Below are 17,707 nucleotides of genomic sequence, written 5' to 3' on the forward strand. Positions count from 1 at the left end.
GCCCCCCCTTTTTATCACAGTACACTCGCTATAAATAACCGTAGATGATCTATTTCATCTTTTGTGTGATCTATATCAGGGTTTTTTACCGCCAGGCTCTGCGCGGCCTCCGTTTCATGGGGATGAGGCCGTTACAGCCATAGTATAGATCACACATTTCCCGTAATTCATCATCGATTAGTGATACTAACTCTTTTATGCTCTTTTTGCAAGCGTTTACATGAATGAAGAGAGGAGATCATGATTAACGATATGCAACTTTGAGGAGGTTAAAAAGATGTTCAGAAAAAACCTATTCCCCATGCGACTCAAAAAGTTATTGTCAGTAAGCCTTAGTCTATTGTTAATTATATGTACTCTTACTCTATCACCCAAACCCACCATGGCTGCGGTTACACCATTGCCAGGACCCGATCACCCTCTCCTGTATGATGATTTTGCCGGTGGGGGATTATTTAAACAAAATTGGACGAACTGGTACAATCAGAGCGGTGGTAGCGGTACTTTTACCAAAACGACGCAGGGCACCCGCTCCATTGGAAAGTTCACGCAAACCCCAACCTCATCCTCTTCCTGGGCTAAGTTTCAGCCTATGAACGAGACCTTTGACCTTACAGGCTATCGGTATATGAATCTTTCTCTGCAAAATGCAGGTTATGCCCAGTCTCTAATCCGTGTTGTTATAGGCGATGGTATCACCAATTACAATCTAACCGGAGGTTATGTTGCCGCATCGGCTACCTGGACCGACTTGCAGTTTGATCTGGATTCATTGTCTCCCAAGATTCAGAAGGAGAACGTCAAACTGGAAATTTGGCTTAGACAAGCCGGCGGGACTTACGGGGAAATGCTGATCGATGACATTGTGTTTACAACGGCATCCAGTGGTACCGCTCCCCAGTTAAGCCCGGCAGGGATGAGCGCGAATACAGATAGCAGCTATAACCAGAACACCAATTTCACTTTTGAAGCCACCTATATCGACCCAGATAATGAGGCTCCTTTTGCAGTTCAGGTGATCATTGATGACATTGCCTATAACATGCGTGAAACGGATCAAGCCGATGTAACCTACACAGACGGTAAACATTACAGGTTCATGACGAAGCTTCCGGCGGGGGCCCATTCCTACTATTTCCGCACCTCAGATACGACTTCGAATGAAGTCAATACTGGAATTCAAAATTTGAATGTAGTTCAATCCTCTTCTGTGATTGATATTGTTGTAAGCCAAGCCGGCTACAGTGCAGACGATGTAAAGAACGCAAAATTGATATCAACCACAACAGTCACAGACGCTACTTATGAAATATTGGATGGAACTACTGTTATCGCCTCAGGAACCATGACCTATGAAGGCCTTTATTGGAACAAACATGTCTACTCAATCGGCTTCTCAGACGTCACTGCTTCCGGGAACAGCTACAGGGTGCGGAGTAATCAGGTTTATTCCTACTCGTTTGAAATCACACCGAACCTATGGGATCAATACAAGGATGAAATGACTGCTTTCTACCGTCTTCAACGTGCCTCAGTAGCCACAAGTGATGCTTATCCTGAGGGTTACAGCAGTGTAGCTCCCTCAGCTAAGCTCTACCATGCCGCAGGCCACCTGGATGACGCCCAGTCTGCGGACGGCCTCACCCATTATGATCTGACGGGCAGCTGGTACGATGCTGGGGATTACGGCAAATACGGCGGCAACCAATGGGTAGGTGCGGAGATTGCTTTGGCTTATACGCGGTATGCAGACAAAGACAGCGTAAAGTACGATAACGACAGCAATGGTATTCCGGATCTGGTTGACGAAGCGGTCTTCGGCAGTGAATATTTAATTAAATTTGCCGATCAATTGGGCGGGGAAATGTATAATATCGGAAACAATGCTTCTTTTGTCCACCCTGAGAAATCCACTGACAACATCCCGGGTACAGCGGATGACCGGAAGTTGTCCAGTTTAAGTGTCGGCGGCTCAGCCAAGTCAGCAGGTACACTTGCCGCCACAGCGCGTGCTATCCGCACAGCCCTTTACGAAGGTGATATCGCGTCATCTCAGGTAGCAGAACTCACGGATTTTGCCAACCAATGCGAAAGCGCAGCTGTCACTTTTTATGAATATGTGGCCGCACATCCTGAGGGTCCAATAGGATCTTATTCCACCAGAGGAGGAATCCCCAATTCCAAGCTACTGGCTGATGTTGAACTTTACTTGCTGACGAGCGATATCCAATATAAAAATGCAGCCACGACTACAATCAACACATTGGCCGTGAGTGACATCTCATCCACTAACTATTGGGATATGAGCCCTTTGTCCATGGCTGAATTTTATCCGGTTGCAGATGTTGCAACCCAATCTCATATTCATAGCCTGTTAAAGGGGCAAGCTGATTTCTTCCTCTCCATGTCAGATGATACACCGTATGGTGTACTGAACCAGTTCAAGAATTTTGGTGTAAACGAACCTCATGCTTCTTATTTAGGGGACATGATGCGGTACTATGAATTATTCGGTGATCCGGCAGCACTGCAGGCGGTGGTGAAAGGAATGTACTGGTTGTTCGGAGAGAATCCCTGGAATATCAGCTGGGTATCAGGCATTGGTACCCATCATGTGATGTTCCCACACACCCGCTATAATGAGGAATCCAATACTACGGGTGATACCGGGATTATCCTTCCCGGTGCCATGGTCAGCGGACCCAATATGAAAGATCCCAAGAATAAGAGCAGTGTAAGTCCCTGGTATGAGGACCGTTCCCTCTATCTGGATGATACGAATCAGTGGCGCTATAACGAGTTCAGCATTAGCATTCAAGCAGGACTCCTATATACAGTCATGGGACTCAGTGCAACTCCGGGAACAGGTGTGGACAATGCAGCCAAGCCGCCCGCCTTGCCGATACTCTCTCCAGTAATCGGAGAATGGGTCCGCGGAAATGTAACTGTTTTTGCTGAGGCCGGGGATAATCTGAGCCATATAGAGTATGCGGCAACCGGGTTGCCTTATCAACCCATGACCGTCTCAGGGAATGTGTATTCGACTGTAAGCGGTGCGGTTTACGCTGCTGTCATCGATGAGACTCAGTCCTTGCCTTATACGAACCGGAGAGTGGATGTCCGTGCCAAAGATCCTTCCGGCGCATACACCTACAGCTCGACTCATTACACCGTTGCTCCACCGTTGCCGGACCCCTCCACTCCGCTGTTATATGACGACTTTGGAGGAGCTGGATTCTGGGGAGGTTCTGCCGCCAACACGACATGGGTAAACTGGTATACTCAAAATGGCGGCACCGCAACGTTCACCAAGCTTACAGCAGACGGACGCTCTGCCGGCAAATTCGCCCAGACTCCGGCAACTGTGAATTCAGCAGCTAAATTCCAGCCGTGGAATGATGTGGTCGATATGAGCGGCTACCAATATTTGAATATTACGCTTAAGAATCCGGCCTCTCCTAATCTCAGAACCCGGATTGAAATCAGTGACGGCAAAAAAACGTACAATTTGACCGGAGGTTGGGTAGAAGTTCCAGCTACTTGGAGTGATCTGCAATTTGATCTGAATGCACTTACCCCGGCCATTGACAAAAAGGCACTGAAGATGTCGATTTGGCTTAAACAAAATACAGTCACTGCCGGAGAAATGCTGATTGATGAAATTAAGGCTACCAATAAAGTCAGCGGAAGTGCGCCAACTTTAACTTCAGGAGGAGTAGATCTACCACAAGGTACTCCACAAACGGAGTTTACTTTTAATGTCACTTATACAGATGCGGACAATCAGTCCCCATTTACAATGGAGCTTGTCTTAGACGGCGTTGTCAGAACAATGCAGCCTGCTAATCCGGGTGACACTAATTATGTAGACGGCAAAATCTATCAATATAGCACCAAGCTGCCTCCTGGTCAGCATTCCTACTACTTCCACACCACCGATACTTTTACCGATGCCATAAGTACAGAAGTTCAGAGTGACCCTGAAGTCAGTCTCGAATAGTGTATTAAGATGAGACTTCCATTTATTCAAATGTAAATATTAGTGTTTTTGGTTAACTAAATGTTTAGCAATATTTAAAGCACACTCTTTAGCGTAGACGACGAACGAGAATAACGTTCGTCGTTTTACTATTTAATGCTATGTAAATCGGCAGAACTCTCCGAAACTGAAGCAGCTGAATTCACGAGCACTCAACCACTGAGCACCTGAGTCTGAGTACCCGAGCATGCTGTAGAGTCAAAGTTGAAAAAAATGCCTCTAATTTCTCTGTTTTCACTCTTTTAGAGCGATTTCTCCTATTGGCAACGCCATACCATTAACAGCACTAAAACACACTAAATTCCAAGCGGAGTCTCAGGGAGGGGACTCCCCATAGGAATGCACTTTAGTTCTCCAGAATCTGATCCAGTCTCTTGTTTAGAGCTTTCAGGCCTTCTTCCGGTTGAATCTGATTCTGCATCATGTTCTGAAGATCCTCGGAGATGGCGGTGTAGAGCGCCGAATATTTATCCGTTGTAGGCGCAAACTTTACGTTATCCCGTGAAAGAATAAACTGTTTGCGGTACGGAAGCTCCTGATAGTCAGCGCTCTGCACAACGGAATGATTTGCCGGAATATGCCCCGCCTGTCCCCAGATCGTTCCGCCCACTTCGGAGAAATACTTCATAAAGTCCATCGCACTTTCCTGCTTCTGCTCACTGACGTAAGCTGGAATAATGAGTGTGTGGGAGCTTCCCCAGTGCACAGAACTGCCGAAAATCGGCGGAATAGGCATAATTCCAATATTCAATGATTTATTGGCTAGATGATGCCCCGCTTCCCATACCCCACCAAACCACATTCCGGCTTGCCCGTTATAGAAAGAATCCCACGGTGTCTTATCCTTCAAATCGCTGAGTCCCTCAGCGAAGAGCTGTTGATAAAACGTTATAACCTGAACCGCCTTGTCATTGTATATAGCCGCCTTTTTCATATCCGGACTGAGCAATTCACCGCCCGCCTCATAATACAGATCCAGAAAAGATTCCTGAAAATAAGGCGTGTTGATTGCTAAGGGCTGCACCTCTGGTACTCGCGAGCGAATTTGCCGCAGAAAACGGATAAATCCTTCCGGTGTGTTCTCTTCCAGCTTCGGAGTTCCGTCAGGATTCAACAATCCGGCTCTGCTCAAAATATCTTTATTATAATAGAGCATATGAAAATGAGTATCGAGGGGCACCGCAAAATATTGTCCGTTGTAGTTCACGCTCTGAGCATTTAACTCGCCAATTTCCTTGAAGTCAAATCCCGACTGTTCCGCCAAGGCATTCAATTGTAGAATTTGCTTGGCTTTAACAAATGGCGACAAACGGTCCGAATGGGCTACGGCCACATCCGGCCCTTTGCCCAGAGACAGGGCAATTCTTAATCTGGCATAATATTCGTTAGACTCTAGTCGCAGTTGCTTCACAAACACATGATTTTGAGTGCTGTTATAATTTTTGATAATCTGCTCTACAAATTCGCCCTCCCCTCCGCCAAAAGGATTCCAAAAGGAGAGCTCCACAGGCACCGGATTGGGTGGTTCGTTCCGTTCCCCGGAGGAAAAATTCGAACATCCTGGTAGGAGGAACAGGCACAGCAGTAGAACAGCCAGAATCCGGCCTATTCCTGTCATCCATCTTCGCCTCCTGATTCATACCGACTTTAGCCAATTTTGGAAAGCGCTTACTATAATGAATGCCGCTACATCTTATTTGTGGATCTCCCGGACCAGAATACGATATTCCGAAGGGGATAAACCGGTGATTTTCTTGAAGACTTTGGAGAAGTATTTGGGGTCCTGAATCCCAACCAAGCCGCCTACTTCCCCCGCCTTCAGCTCTCCAGTGAGCAGTGTCTTGGCCTTCTCGATACGAATCCGGGTTAAATATTCCAGAAAGCTTTCTCCTACTTCCTTCTTGAATAAATTGGCGAAATAGTTCTTGCTCAGATGCACCAGGCTGCTGATGGATTGAAGCGATATTTCCTGATGATAATATTGCTGGATATATTGGGTCGCTTTAATAATACTGCTGCGGTCACCCTTATAGATTTCAATCATGTGCTGCACCAGAGCGTCAAATGCCTGAATGAACCACATCCGACTCTGTTCCAGGGTTTCCAACCGGGATAACTCTTCGAAGTACCGCTTCTTCAGCTCCAGCACCTGCTGGGCATCTTTGGAGACATCAGGCCACAGGGTCATTAGAATCATGAGCAGTTCAAGTGAAATGATCTGCACGAGCTCGGCGTCCCGCCGGGCAGCGAGTTGCTCAAACAGGTGCTCAATATACTCCGTAAGTTCCTTGGACTGAAAAGCATATACCATGGACTGGACTTGAAGGCTGCTGATGGAAATCGCCCCCATTGGAGGTGCGCTTATCCGCAAAGCATCGCTCCCGTGAACAATAACACGTCCGCTTCCGAGAAACAGCTTTTGTTTCACTGCGTTTACCGCTTGGTCATAGGCGTTCTTGACCTCCGACCATTCACGAATCCGACCGCTAATGCCAATGGTCGCGCACAGACCGCTCTGTTCGAATACGCGGTGAATGAGCTGGTCAGCCTGGTGTCTTAATACTTCTATCTCGGCACTGCCAGCGTCCCCTTCGCTTTCACTAACGCTAAACAATACATTAATTTCACCCTGCCGATCAGGGAAAACTTCATAGATCCGGCTGTGTGGCAGCCCTTCCTGCTCCAGATTATTGCGTATCAAGGACTGCCGTTCCGCATACCCCAGCTCTGAGGTATTGAGGCTAATATGCAGCAAATACGCGGGGTGAAAATGAGACAGTCCGAATTTCCCCAGAATTTGTTCCTCATCGTTTATTTTTCCGCTTCCCCTTTCAAGCAGACCCAACAAAAAGCTCTCCTTGTGCGCTGGCTCAGAGCGAAACGACAGTGTTTGGTCGGAGGTGCTGTTTCGGACCGCATCCAAACTTTCCTTGATTTTCAGCAAGGCCTGCTCAAAGTCACGGGGCATCATATCCGATTTAATCAAATATTCGGATACGCCATGCTTGATCGCTTCCTTGGCATATTGAAAGTCTTCCAGATTGCTGAGAATGATGATCTTGATATCCGGAGAGATTCTCCGCACTTCGGCAATAAGCTCGATGCCATCCATCACGGGCATTTTGATATCTGTAATCAGAATGTCCGGCATGCCAGCTTCGATAATGTCGAGCGCCTCTCTTCCGTTGGCAGCCTCGCCGATCAAATCCAGCCCGATTTTCTCCCAATCTATCATGGAGCGAATTCCATATCTTACAATAAACTCATCTTCTACAATAATGACTCGGTGCATGTAGCTTATCCCCCTTCTACGTCATCAAAGGAAGCATGATCCTAATGGTGGTTCCTATACCGGGTTCGCTTTGAATCTCGATGCCGTACATTTTTCCGCAGATGAGCTTAATCCGTTCATCTACATTGGCCAGTCCTATTCCTCCGGTTTTCCCCGCACCAGAGGTTGGCTCTGCCAGAAGGCTGCGGGCAAATGCGGGGTCCATTCCCTTGCCGTTATCCGCCACCTCGAATCGCACACCTTGGCCCGGAACCTTACAGCATGAAATAGTGATCCGGCCTCCAGACTCGCGGTCCACAAAAGCATGAATCATCGCATTCTCAACAATAGGCTGCAAGATCAGCTTGGGCGTCTGCAAAAGTCCTACATCGTCATCCATTTCAACCACCGTCTCAATATTGAAATTGAAACGAAACTTCTGAATACCCAAATAGCATTGGACGTGCTCGATTTCCTCTTCCACAGTAACTGTCTCTTCGGCCTTCCCGAGACTAATCCGCAACAACCGTGACAGCAGGCTTACCATTTCCGCAGCATTGTTGGCCTTCTGAATCAGCGCTGTCCATTTGATCATATCAAGCGTATTGTACAGAAAATGCGGGTTAATCTGCGCTTGCAGCGCTCTTAGCTCTGCTACCCTCTTTTGGTCCTGCTCCGCATAGACCGCTTTCAACAGTTCATCGATTCGAGTGACCATATAGTTAAAGTTGTCGCCCAATGTATCAAATTCGTCATGCCGGCTCTTAGCTTTATAACGAACGGTCAATTCTCCGGACATCACCTGCCGCATCAGACGGATCATTTTTAGAATAGGATTCGTAATAGAGTTGGCAAGCACAACCGCAGCCAGGATTGAGAAGACAATGCAGAGCAGTGCGATGATGATAAAGATCTGCAGCAGACGGTTGGAATCCTGATACAGTGCGGCTTTGGAAATGACATTTACGACCACCCAATCATTACTATGCAGCTTTTTGGTATTAACAATCAAAGAGTCGCCCTTATAAGTGAGCGGAAATCTTTGCTCGCCCGTTTCCGAATTTTTAATTTGTTCATAACCGGATGCACCCAGCACCTCAGTGACACTTTTGCCGATCAGCTTACTATCCGGATAAGAAACCAGCATCCCGCGGCCATCAATGACAAAGCTTTGCAGATCCTCATTGTTGCTCACCGCTTTGGATATCAGCTCTTTCATTACATCCTCACGAATATCGAGTATGGCAATAATGCCCAGGGGACTGTCATCGGATATTTTATACAATTGCTTGGCTAATGAGAAAACGTAGTTGCTCTGGGAATTCAGACTATCCACATAGGTTCCATAGCGGGTGGAATACCAGCGGAAATTGCTGCCATCGTCAAGGGTCAAGAGAAACGGCTTCACCTCTGTGCGGGTCCTCTTGCTCCAGCGGTATATTCCTTTAATGTAATGCTTCTGCGACACAAAGGAGATGGACTGCACATCCTGATTGATCGCCACGATCGTGGACAGCTTTGTCGTAAGTGACAGGCTATCCACATCGTAGCTGACCGCAGCACTTTCATCAAGCGTCCGCAGCATATTTATAATTTCATTGTTATTTAGAACCTGCATCATCATATCTTTATAGATGCCCAGGCGCGTATCCAGATTATCGGCAGTCTGGTATAGCAGATGTTCGGAGTATTGTGTCACCTTATCATTAATCGTTGATTTGGATATAGAAAAAGAAATAATCCCCATGACAACCAGAGGTGTCAAGGAGAAGAGTATTAAGAGCAGCATCCATTTATAACGCATGCTGCTCTTCCATATTTTTATCCAGGAGATTAAACGAAGGGCCATTTCTCCAATCCTTTCTTGAAATATAAGAATTTATATGTTCTCATGATAACTTATCCTTATATTTCTCGAAGAAGCGGGTACCGTCCATAAAAGGACGGCGAAGCCGTTTCTTCTTGTCCAAGCTTATCCTTTGACACCGGACATGGCGACACCCTGGACTATGTGACGCTGAAGCAGAATAAACACAATAATAGTAGGAATCGCCGCAATCGCGCTTGCGGTCATGATCAAGTTCAGAGACATTGTATTATTCGACAAAAATGTGGGCAGCCCTGCCGACAATATCATATTCTCTTCAGACGTGATAGCCAGGTAAGGCCACAAGAAATTATTCCAGGAAAGAATAAAGAAGAAAATCCCCACCGATACCATAGCTGAACGCGTAAGCGGCAGGCAGATGCTCCACCATAACCGGAAATAGGGACTGCCATCAATTTGCGCGGCTTCGATATAATCCTTGGGTACGCCATCCATGAATTGCTTCAGCAGCAAAATACCTATCGGATTCGTCAGACCCGGCAAAATAATCGCCCAAATATTATCAATCAGATCCAAATGCAGCGCTGTTTCGTAAAGCGGGATCAATATGGCTTCCGTCGGAATAAGCAAACCTGAAACAATCAGAACATAGAAGATCCCACGAGTCCGAAAAGGCAGTTTGGAGAAGGAGAAAGCTGCAAGCGAGCTGAACAGGATAGAGATGACCGTCGTGAGGACACCAATCACCAAACTGTTCCATGTCCAGCGCAATATTTGCGAGTCACGGACTACTTTGACATAGTTGTCTGCATTAAGATCGGACCAGTTCACCCAATCCCCAAGCGTGTATACATTCACACCATCAGGCTTCAAGGAGGTCAGGAACATCCACAGCAGTGGAAAAGCAAACAGAAGTGCAAGTAAAACAGCAACGATATTTAAAGCAGCCTTATTCATGATTTTCTCTCCTCATCCGTCTTTCCGGTCGGTAATTTTGAATTGAACGACGGCAATAAGCAGCATGATGAAGCAGAAAACCATTGACTGCGCAGCGGCCAGGCCGAACATATCTTTTTTGAACCCAGTTACATAAATATAACGGATCATGGTGTTGGTGGAATCTCCCGGTCCGCCTCCAGTCATGATCTGCACCTGCCCGAACAGCTTTAAGCAGTTGATAATCTGATAAAAGATCTGTATCTTCATTACGCTGGACAAGCCCGGAAGTGTAATGTGCAGAAATCTGCGCCAGGCATTGGCACCGTCAATTTTGGCCGCTTCGTAATGGTCCGTGGGAATTTCCTGCAGTCCGGCAAGAAACAGCACCATGACAAACCCTACGCTCCACCAGTCTGTCGTAATGGTTATCGCCCACCAAACGAACCGGTGGTCTGTGAGCCAGTTGATGTCAACAGGAAGTCCAAGCACATGCAGGAGAGCATTCACCGGGCCATTCTTGGCATCGAATAAACGCAGCCAGATGAAGCTGACCACAGACACCGATAACACATAAGGCAAGAAAAACACGGAGCGGATCAAGGTTCGCATCCGGATATTCTGATTAATAATCAACGCCAGCACAAGTCCCAAAATGATAACAGTCGGTGTGCATAGGAGCACAAAATAGAAAGAGTTCCACAAGTAGGAATAGAAATCCGCGTTGACAAATATTTTTCGGTAGTTGGCTAATGCTACATACTTCTCCATTCCCTGAATGCCCCATACATGCAGGCTCATCCAGGCACCGCGCAGCACTGGCCATAAATAGAACACCGAGAAGGGTACCAGAAACGGAATTAAATACAGAATTGCTTTCAATTCTTTCAGTAGGTGCAAAGGCTCTGCCCTGCGCAGGGCAGAGCCTTTGTTTTCTCTTAAAGTCCTCTCCATCATCCATTCATTCTCCTTACTGATCTAATCTAATTGTCCAGAACCTCGTTGATCTCCTTATCCAGCTTCGCCAGTCCGTCTTCCGGTGTCTCACTTCCGAAGATAATGTTCTGCAGAGATTCAGAAATCGTTGTGATGATAGTTGTATATTTGTCAGTCGGTGGCGCGAATTTCACAGTCTTCTGGGCTTCAATGAACTCGCTGCGGTAGGGAAGCTGCTTGTAGGCTTCGCTTGTAGTTACCTTGCTGTTGGCTGGCACATGTCCCGCCTGCCCCCAAATTTCGCCGCCAACTTCAGAGAAATATTTCATGAACTTGGCTGCGGCTTCCTGCTTCTCCGGCGTTACATAAGTAGGGATGACCAAAGTATGGGAGCTGGCCCAATGCGTCTGACTTCCGAAGATGGGAGGAAGCGGCATGGCACCGACATTCAGCGTACTGTCACCCAGGAGCAGTCCTGCTTCCCACACGCCGCCGAACCAGAAGGCAGCTTTGCCGTTATGAAACGTATCCCATGGCGTTTTATCATTGAGATCGGCATATTTGTTTTTGTAGAGATCCATATAGAAATTCAGAACATTCAGCGCTTTATCATTATTGATGCTGGCTTTGGTCATATCCGCATTCAGGATATCTCCACCCGCTTCATAATACAGATTTAGAAAGGGCTCCTGAAAATACGGGGTATTCACAGCAATTGCCTGCACATCGGGCACTTTGGCCTGAATATCTGCCAGCGTCTTTTCAAATCCCTCTGGAGTCATATCGCCCAGCTTAGGCGTACCGTCTTCGTTCAACAGACCTGCTTTTTGCAGAATATCTTTATTGTAATAGAACATGTGAAAGTGAGTATCCAACGGCACAGCGTAAGGTTTACCGTCATAGGAGACACTTGTGATATTCGATTCCGAAATCTGTGTGAGATCAAAACCAACCTTCGCCGCCAGCTCATCTACAGCTACAATCTGTTTAGCCTTCACGAACGGGGATATCCGGTCTACGTGGGCTATAGCCACATCAGGACCTTTGGAGGAAGACAGCGCCGTGCTGAGCTTGGCATAATACTCATTGGACTCCAAACGCAGCTGCTTCACAATCACTTCCTTTTGAGAATCATTGAAGTTCTTGATGATTTGATCGACGAAATCGCCTTCGCCGCCACCGAACATGTTCCAGAAGGAAATCTCGACGGGGCTGCCTCCTGTGCTCTCCGTCTTTGACGGCTGATTGCTTGCAGTGCTTGACTCTCCGTTATCTTTGGTACCGGATGAGCAGCCTGCCGTAATCAGCGTCAGTGTCAGCCCAGCTGTTAATAAACTTGCAAATCTCTTTTTCATCTGCATGTAAACAACCCTCTCCTGAAAAAATAGTAGTTGGAAGAACCCATTTGACTAATGTAAGGGCTTTCTTAATAACTACTTTACTGTGATTACAATCCGGCTTAAACCGACAAAACGCCGCTCCTAAGAAACAAATGAAAGATATTAATAGTGTTTTGTTCCTTTAGAGGTGGAAGATCTTAAGGTAGGTGGTAAATCGTAAGGTTGGGATACGTAAACGGCCTCAGCGGCAAAAAAGAGCCCCTAAGGGCTCCATAAACACAGGACTAATTCACTTTGATATTGTCGAAGCTGACACTATTGTTAAAGCCTCCGCGTACACCGACCGTTCCTGAAGTAAACGTTGCATCGGCATAGGTGATTTTAGGTACATTCATGTCGGTAACATACACTTTGATCGTTCCGCTATTTACGGTGATCTTCATATGGTACCAGGTGTTAGTGGCAATGGATGCCGTTACTGTCTGAAGAGACGTCCAGTTATTGTTAAAGCGTCCCAACCAGATGGAGCCCGCGGAATCAATGCCCGCAGCATAGCCTTTCTGCAGATCAGCTCCGGCGGCCGGATTAGACACATTAAAGACCAAACTTCCTTGTCCGCTGTTGTTGAGCTTAATATCGCCTTCAAGCGTGTAACTCATCTTGGAAGGATAAGGGGTAAGCAACGACTTGTCCGCACTCACCGAGTTCACATTATAGCTTCCACCGCTTACCGACCAGGTTCCCCCGTAACGGACCCATCCACTGTCATTGGCCGCAAAATCATTCGTGTAGGAACTGCTTAATGTTCCGAAGCGGACTTGAACATTATGTCCACCCACACTCCGCTCCACGGAATCGAGCATGGCAATTTCGTTGGCACCCGTCTGATAAAGTGCTGCCCACCAGGAATTCCCAAAGGCTACGGGATCATTGTCAATCCATGTATTTCCAAAATCATTGCTTAAGGAGAGTACATTAGAGTTGGAGCTGAGAACAAGCCGTCCGTCACTTAGGGACAGAAGGTACGGCCCGCCCTGTTGATTGCTGGATACCTGTGTCCCGATACCGCTTGCCCAGGTTTTCCCATCGGCACTTTTCTTGGTGAATACCTTGCAGTTCTGGGTTCCGCAGACCTCAAACGTCACAATATACTGTCCATTCGTCATCTTGGTCCATACTGGCATCCCGGGGCGCGCACCGGCATTTGTCGGGTCCCAAGCTACATAAATTTCATTTCCCCAGCTGGCTCCGCCATTGGTGGAGATTTTCTCAGAAATGATCTGGCTGTAGGAAGGAGATTCAGTTACGTGTTTCTCATTCGCATACATTACAGCAACCGAGCCATCATCCAGCAGCTGCATGTGAGGCTCATATACCCCCTTGTCCGGATTTCCCAAGGAACCGACCGTCCCATTATTCTGATCTATCGTACTCAGATAACTCCAGTTGGAACCTCCGTTCACACTCTTGTACACTCTGAGCTGATAGGATTCCTGCCACCGGACCGAACGTATAGCCAGCAGAATGTCGCCATTGGGAAGCTGAAGAAGCTGCCCATTGTCCACATCACGGCCTTCTTCCCATAGCGTAGCTGCAAGTGACCAGGTCCGGCAGTTGTCCGTACTGCGGAATACTTGCAGGCGGGTCCCGCCCCAGGAGACTTTGGTATAGCCATTGTTGTCATAAATAGCCGTGACTGCCAGCCAATCCCCATTGGCAAGCTTAACCATCCGCGCATATTCGGCTCCAAAGGTTCCGGGCCTGATTCCGCGGGCATCCGTTCCCGCGTCCGTGAAGGTGTTAATATCCGTTATCGTGGATGATGTGCCCCATACAATCGGCCCGTTGGACGCAAAAGCCGGGATTGCCGTAAGCAGCATAATCAGACAGATGAAAACGGCGAACGAACTGAATAATTTTTGTCGCAAATAAACCCCTCCTCTTCCTGTTCATAGTTAGAAAGACAATTACATCGATAATGTAAGTGCTTTCATTTATTTATTGTAATCGCCATGTTTTTGTCCTTAAACCGATAATTGACATGTTTTTGGGAACCAAAGTTACGCTTATGATGTACAAAAAGCATTTGGCTGCGCTCGAGGGGGAAATACTTACGATTGGCTGGCACTGGCAAAGAAGGCTTGCCGGGAATGATCCCAGCAAGCCTTCTGGTATGGAGCTATCTCTAGGCGAGATTAATCCCCTTTATGACTTCAAATGGTATTTTCGGCTTCCGGTCTTCCGTGAGAAGTCCGTTCACTTCCTGCTGAACGTCCGTAATTTGCGTATAGCAATACCCGCAGATGTAAGGCGTGTCTTTGATGGCCTGGGTAATATTGCGGAACCGCTCGATAAAGGCTTCTTCACTGGCCACCTGATTTCCATAGCCCCAGCCTTGATCAGAGGTAAAGGCAATTCCACCGAATTCACTTACAATGACCGGTTGACCGCGATATTCGTAGCCTTTCGCCATTGCATATTTCCAAGTATTGAACGAGAAGCTGCCGTCAAGAAGCCTACTGGAATCTGCGTACCGCTCGAACAAGACTTGCCCCTGTTCCTCATAATCATGAAGGGTAATAATATCACTGACCGTATGCTCCCAGCCATCGTTGACAATAACCGGACGATACGGGTCCAAGGCTTTCGTTAAATGATATACGGCTTCGGTAAATTTCTGCTGCTGGGGATGCGTAAATACCTGTGGGATTCCCCATGATTCGTTAAAAGGTACCCAGGTGATGATCGACGGATGATTATACTGCTGCCGGACAACCTGTGTCCATTCATTCATAAATGTCTCCACGGCCTCGTCATTGAACTCGAAAGTTGCCGCCATCTCCGACCAGACCAGCAGACCTTTCACATCGCACCAGTACAGGAATCTTGCATCCTCTATCTTCATATGTTTGCGCACGCCGTTGTAGCCCATGGCCAGAATGGCCTCAATATCTTCAATGATTGCTTCTTCCGACGGTGGAGTCAGATGGCTCTCTGGCCAGTAGCCCTGATCCAGGATTAGTCTTTGATATAAAGGCGTGTTATTCAGCAGTACTTTGCCTTGTTCAATCGAAATTTTACGCAATCCGAAGTAGGAATACACATGGTCGACTTCCACATCATCCTTATATAAAATAAACTCGACATCGTACAGATTCGGTGCCTGCGGAGACCAGGATTCCGATTTCCATGGCCCATTGGCTTCATGCACCAAATCGACATCAAGCTGCAACCAAGGACGGTCCATATGCAGCGAGACCTGTTTCAAGGTCTTCTGATGGCCGCTGATTCGCGTTTCCAGCCGGAGGGAGCCCCCCGCTTGGTGAGTCTGATATTCAAAGCGTACCGAACGGTTGTCAAAGTCTGGAGTGATTTTTACGGATTTGAGGTACGAGGGAGATACATATTCCACCCATACACTCTGCCAGATCCCCGTGGTCTGCACATAAAAGCACTCAAAATTCTCCTCCACCCAGCGTTGTTTGCCCCGTGGCTGCGTACAGCTCTGGCTATCTTCCACTTTGATAACAAGCTTGTTAGTGCCATTCGTTTCCTTGTTCAAATAATCCGTAATATCAAATGAAAATGCCGTATACCCCCCATGATGCTGTCCGGCATAACAACCGTTGACCCATACTTTCGCGGTATAATCCACTGCCTGGAAATTCAGCATGACCCTTTTATCGTTTAAGTCCGCAGGTGGTTGCAAATTTCGCTGGTACCATACGTAAGGGTGAAAAGAGGATTCAGCAATCCCGCTGGCCTTCGTTTCGTAGGTGAAAGGAACCTGTATCTTTAAGTCGCCATGTAGTTCTTCCTGCCATTTCTCCCGCTCGCCCACGTTCGCATCGTCAAACCGAAAATCCCACTCACCGTTCAAACTTTGCCAAGCCTCACGAACAAACTGCGGCCGCGGATAATCTTTAGTGTACTTAAGAGTAGCCATTACACCCTACACGCTCCTTATGAACAATAATTTTGTTTTATAACAATAAATATGTACTAATTATTGCAGAATACGTAGAAAAGTCAATCTGTAAATTTCCACAAGAAGAAACGGCTTTGCCGTCCTTTTAGGGATGGCATCCGTTTCTTCGAGAAATCTAAGGATAAGTTATCGTGTGAAACATATAAATTCTTAGATTTTAAAAAAAGAATCTTGCATACAGCAACAGATTCTTTGGATTTACTGCAAGTTTGATGACACTTTAATTCAACGTATAGGTAACCTTCATGACCAAATCCTGCTCATAGTCACCGAACTTTCGCCCGAACAGGTTCATTCCCCCTTTGAAAGCGGCATCCTCTTTTACACCAATACGCAAATCCACATAGCTGTGCTTCAGAAGGTCCAGAGATTTTAGTGTACGGGCGGATATCTCTTGATGATCAATCATGCTCCGAGTGTTATCCACACTCCAGGTTTTTAGAAAACCGAATTGCGTCCCGTTATCCATCCACCAAGATGGATTGAGCTTTCCGCGTCTCCCGCCAAAGTCTCCCGGTGAGGTCCATGAGCCGATCTCCACTTGATTAATCCATAAGGTAATATCCGATGGCCAGTCATTATCATAATTAGGTGCTTCGGAGCATACCTCCATGGAGAATTGAATCAGGTGAATCTGTGCCTCCCGGGGAATATCCAGCGGATAACGGTATTCGAGATAACCTTTCCGGAGCCAGAGCAGTTGGGCATGAACCCGGTTGGGATGGAAAAATCCCGCTGGTGAATCTTCCGCGATGATAGACCCATTTTCACTGACCATGCCGCAGGTGGGGGCTGCTTCGCAAGCCGTAAAATTCCCTATCGGCATTTCGATCTCGTAGCAGTGCTCACCATGGTCAATTCTATTGTTCCGTGCCGGGACATTCATAGTAATTCCAATATCATCGTAAATTCGACTACATACTTTCATGGCACCGCGTGAAGCGGGCAACAGCTCCGTTTCGATCAGCTTGGCTTTTTCCAGCACCCTAACATTGGATGCGGCGGTCGATACCGGCACCCCAAGCGCTTCGGCAAGCTCCGCCACATTCATTCTCCGGGTGTTCAGCAGTTCCATCATTTGTAATCTGAGCTCTGTTGAAAGCGCATGTGTCACTTTCACCAGTTCCCGGGGATCCTCCATGGATAGTTTAAGAATAACAATCACTCCACTTAACTTAATCATTTTTCCCTTCATTTTACCAAGTTTCAATACAATTAAGTACTAAAACTTCCATGCACCTTCAACAGCAGCATAATAAAACTCCTCTCCACAACTTGTGATTAGACAAGCCCTGACAAGGAGTATTATCGTCGTGGTTCGAACTTCACATTCCTGCAGGTGAATTCAAGTGAAACTGAGACCACTTGA

10 protein-coding genes are annotated in these 17,707 nt (G+C 47.0%); 1 reads left to right on the top strand and 9 read right to left on the bottom strand.

Translation table 11 applies throughout. The features are described 5' to 3' along the window. The first annotated feature begins 277 nt into the window (after positions 1-277). Positions 278-4,000: a glycoside hydrolase family 9 protein gene (locus GJB61_RS11745; RefSeq protein ID WP_154118678.1), complete on the top strand. Its 3,723-nt coding sequence runs from the start codon at positions 278-280 to the stop codon at positions 3,998-4,000. A gap of 385 nt (positions 4,001-4,385) precedes the next feature. On the opposite strand, the gene GJB61_RS11750 is transcribed toward GJB61_RS11745, so the two are convergent. The 9 genes from GJB61_RS11750 to GJB61_RS11790 all read right to left on the bottom strand — a co-directional run bounded on the left by GJB61_RS11750 (position 4,386) and on the right by GJB61_RS11790 (position 17,533). Beyond that, entirely contained in the window at positions 4,386-5,657 is a 1,272-nt protein-coding gene (locus GJB61_RS11750) for an ABC transporter substrate-binding protein (RefSeq protein WP_154118679.1), read from the bottom strand. Between the two features lie 75 nt (positions 5,658-5,732). Further along, the gene (locus GJB61_RS11755) at positions 5,733-7,331 is read right to left on the bottom strand and encodes a response regulator (protein WP_154118680.1); all 1,599 of its coding nucleotides are present in this window, start codon (positions 7,329-7,331) and stop codon (positions 5,733-5,735) included. A gap of 16 nt (positions 7,332-7,347) precedes the next feature. Beyond that, positions 7,348-9,114: a sensor histidine kinase gene (locus tag GJB61_RS11760; RefSeq protein ID WP_195724307.1), complete on the bottom strand. Its 1,767-nt coding sequence runs from the start codon at positions 9,112-9,114 to the stop codon at positions 7,348-7,350. A gap of 168 nt (positions 9,115-9,282) precedes the next feature. Further along, on the bottom strand, positions 9,283-10,095 hold the full coding sequence (locus GJB61_RS11765) for a carbohydrate ABC transporter permease (RefSeq protein ID WP_154118682.1): 813 nt from the start codon (positions 10,093-10,095) through the stop codon (positions 9,283-9,285). A gap of 12 nt (positions 10,096-10,107) precedes the next feature. Next, complete coding sequence (locus tag GJB61_RS11770; RefSeq protein ID WP_154118683.1) at positions 10,108-11,031, bottom strand: carbohydrate ABC transporter permease; 924 nt, start codon at positions 11,029-11,031, stop codon at positions 10,108-10,110. Between the two features lie 26 nt (positions 11,032-11,057). After that, complete coding sequence (locus GJB61_RS11775) at positions 11,058-12,371, bottom strand: ABC transporter substrate-binding protein (RefSeq protein WP_154118684.1); 1,314 nt, start codon at positions 12,369-12,371, stop codon at positions 11,058-11,060. A gap of 263 nt (positions 12,372-12,634) precedes the next feature. Continuing rightward, positions 12,635-14,278 (bottom strand): 3-keto-alpha-glucoside-1,2-lyase-like domain-containing protein, encoded by a 1,644-nt coding sequence (locus tag GJB61_RS11780; protein WP_154118685.1) that lies wholly within the window; start codon positions 14,276-14,278, stop codon positions 12,635-12,637. Positions 14,279-14,535: 257 nt separating this feature from the next. Continuing rightward, positions 14,536-16,296, bottom strand: a complete 1,761-nt coding sequence (locus tag GJB61_RS11785) for a glycoside hydrolase family 2 protein (RefSeq protein WP_154118686.1) — start codon at positions 16,294-16,296, stop codon at positions 14,536-14,538. A 262-nt stretch (positions 16,297-16,558) separates the two neighbouring features. Beyond that, positions 16,559-17,533 (bottom strand): ArsR/SmtB family transcription factor, encoded by a 975-nt coding sequence (locus GJB61_RS11790; RefSeq protein WP_229521605.1) that lies wholly within the window; start codon positions 17,531-17,533, stop codon positions 16,559-16,561. Between the last annotated feature and the right edge of the window lie 174 nt (positions 17,534-17,707).

This window comes from Paenibacillus monticola, assembly GCF_009664975.1.
GTDB classification, from domain to species: Bacteria; Bacillota; Bacilli; order Paenibacillales; family Paenibacillaceae; genus Paenibacillus_AQ; species Paenibacillus_AQ monticola.

Excerpts from the sequence above, each read along its gene's own strand:
- GJB61_RS11775 (WP_154118684.1), bottom strand. The coding sequence starts at position 12,371 with ATGCAGATGAAAAAGAGATTTGCAAGTTTATTAACAGCTGGGCTGACA.
- GJB61_RS11745 (WP_154118678.1), top strand. The coding sequence starts at position 278 with ATGTTCAGAAAAAACCTATTCCCCATGCGACTCAAAAAGTTATTGTCA.
- GJB61_RS11760 (WP_195724307.1), bottom strand. The coding sequence starts at position 9,114 with ATGCGTTATAAATGGATGCTGCTCTTAATACTCTTCTCCTTGACACCT.
- GJB61_RS11765 (WP_154118682.1), bottom strand. The coding sequence starts at position 10,095 with ATGAATAAGGCTGCTTTAAATATCGTTGCTGTTTTACTTGCACTTCTG.
- GJB61_RS11770 (WP_154118683.1), bottom strand. The coding sequence starts at position 11,031 with ATGATGGAGAGGACTTTAAGAGAAAACAAAGGCTCTGCCCTGCGCAGG.
- GJB61_RS11755 (WP_154118680.1), bottom strand. The coding sequence starts at position 7,331 with ATGCACCGAGTCATTATTGTAGAAGATGAGTTTATTGTAAGATATGGA.
- GJB61_RS11785 (WP_154118686.1), bottom strand. The coding sequence starts at position 16,296 with ATGGCTACTCTTAAGTACACTAAAGATTATCCGCGGCCGCAGTTTGTT.
- GJB61_RS11790 (WP_229521605.1), bottom strand. The coding sequence starts at position 17,533 with ATGAAGGGAAAAATGATTAAGTTAAGTGGAGTGATTGTTATTCTTAAA.
- GJB61_RS11750 (WP_154118679.1), bottom strand. The coding sequence starts at position 5,657 with ATGACAGGAATAGGCCGGATTCTGGCTGTTCTACTGCTGTGCCTGTTC.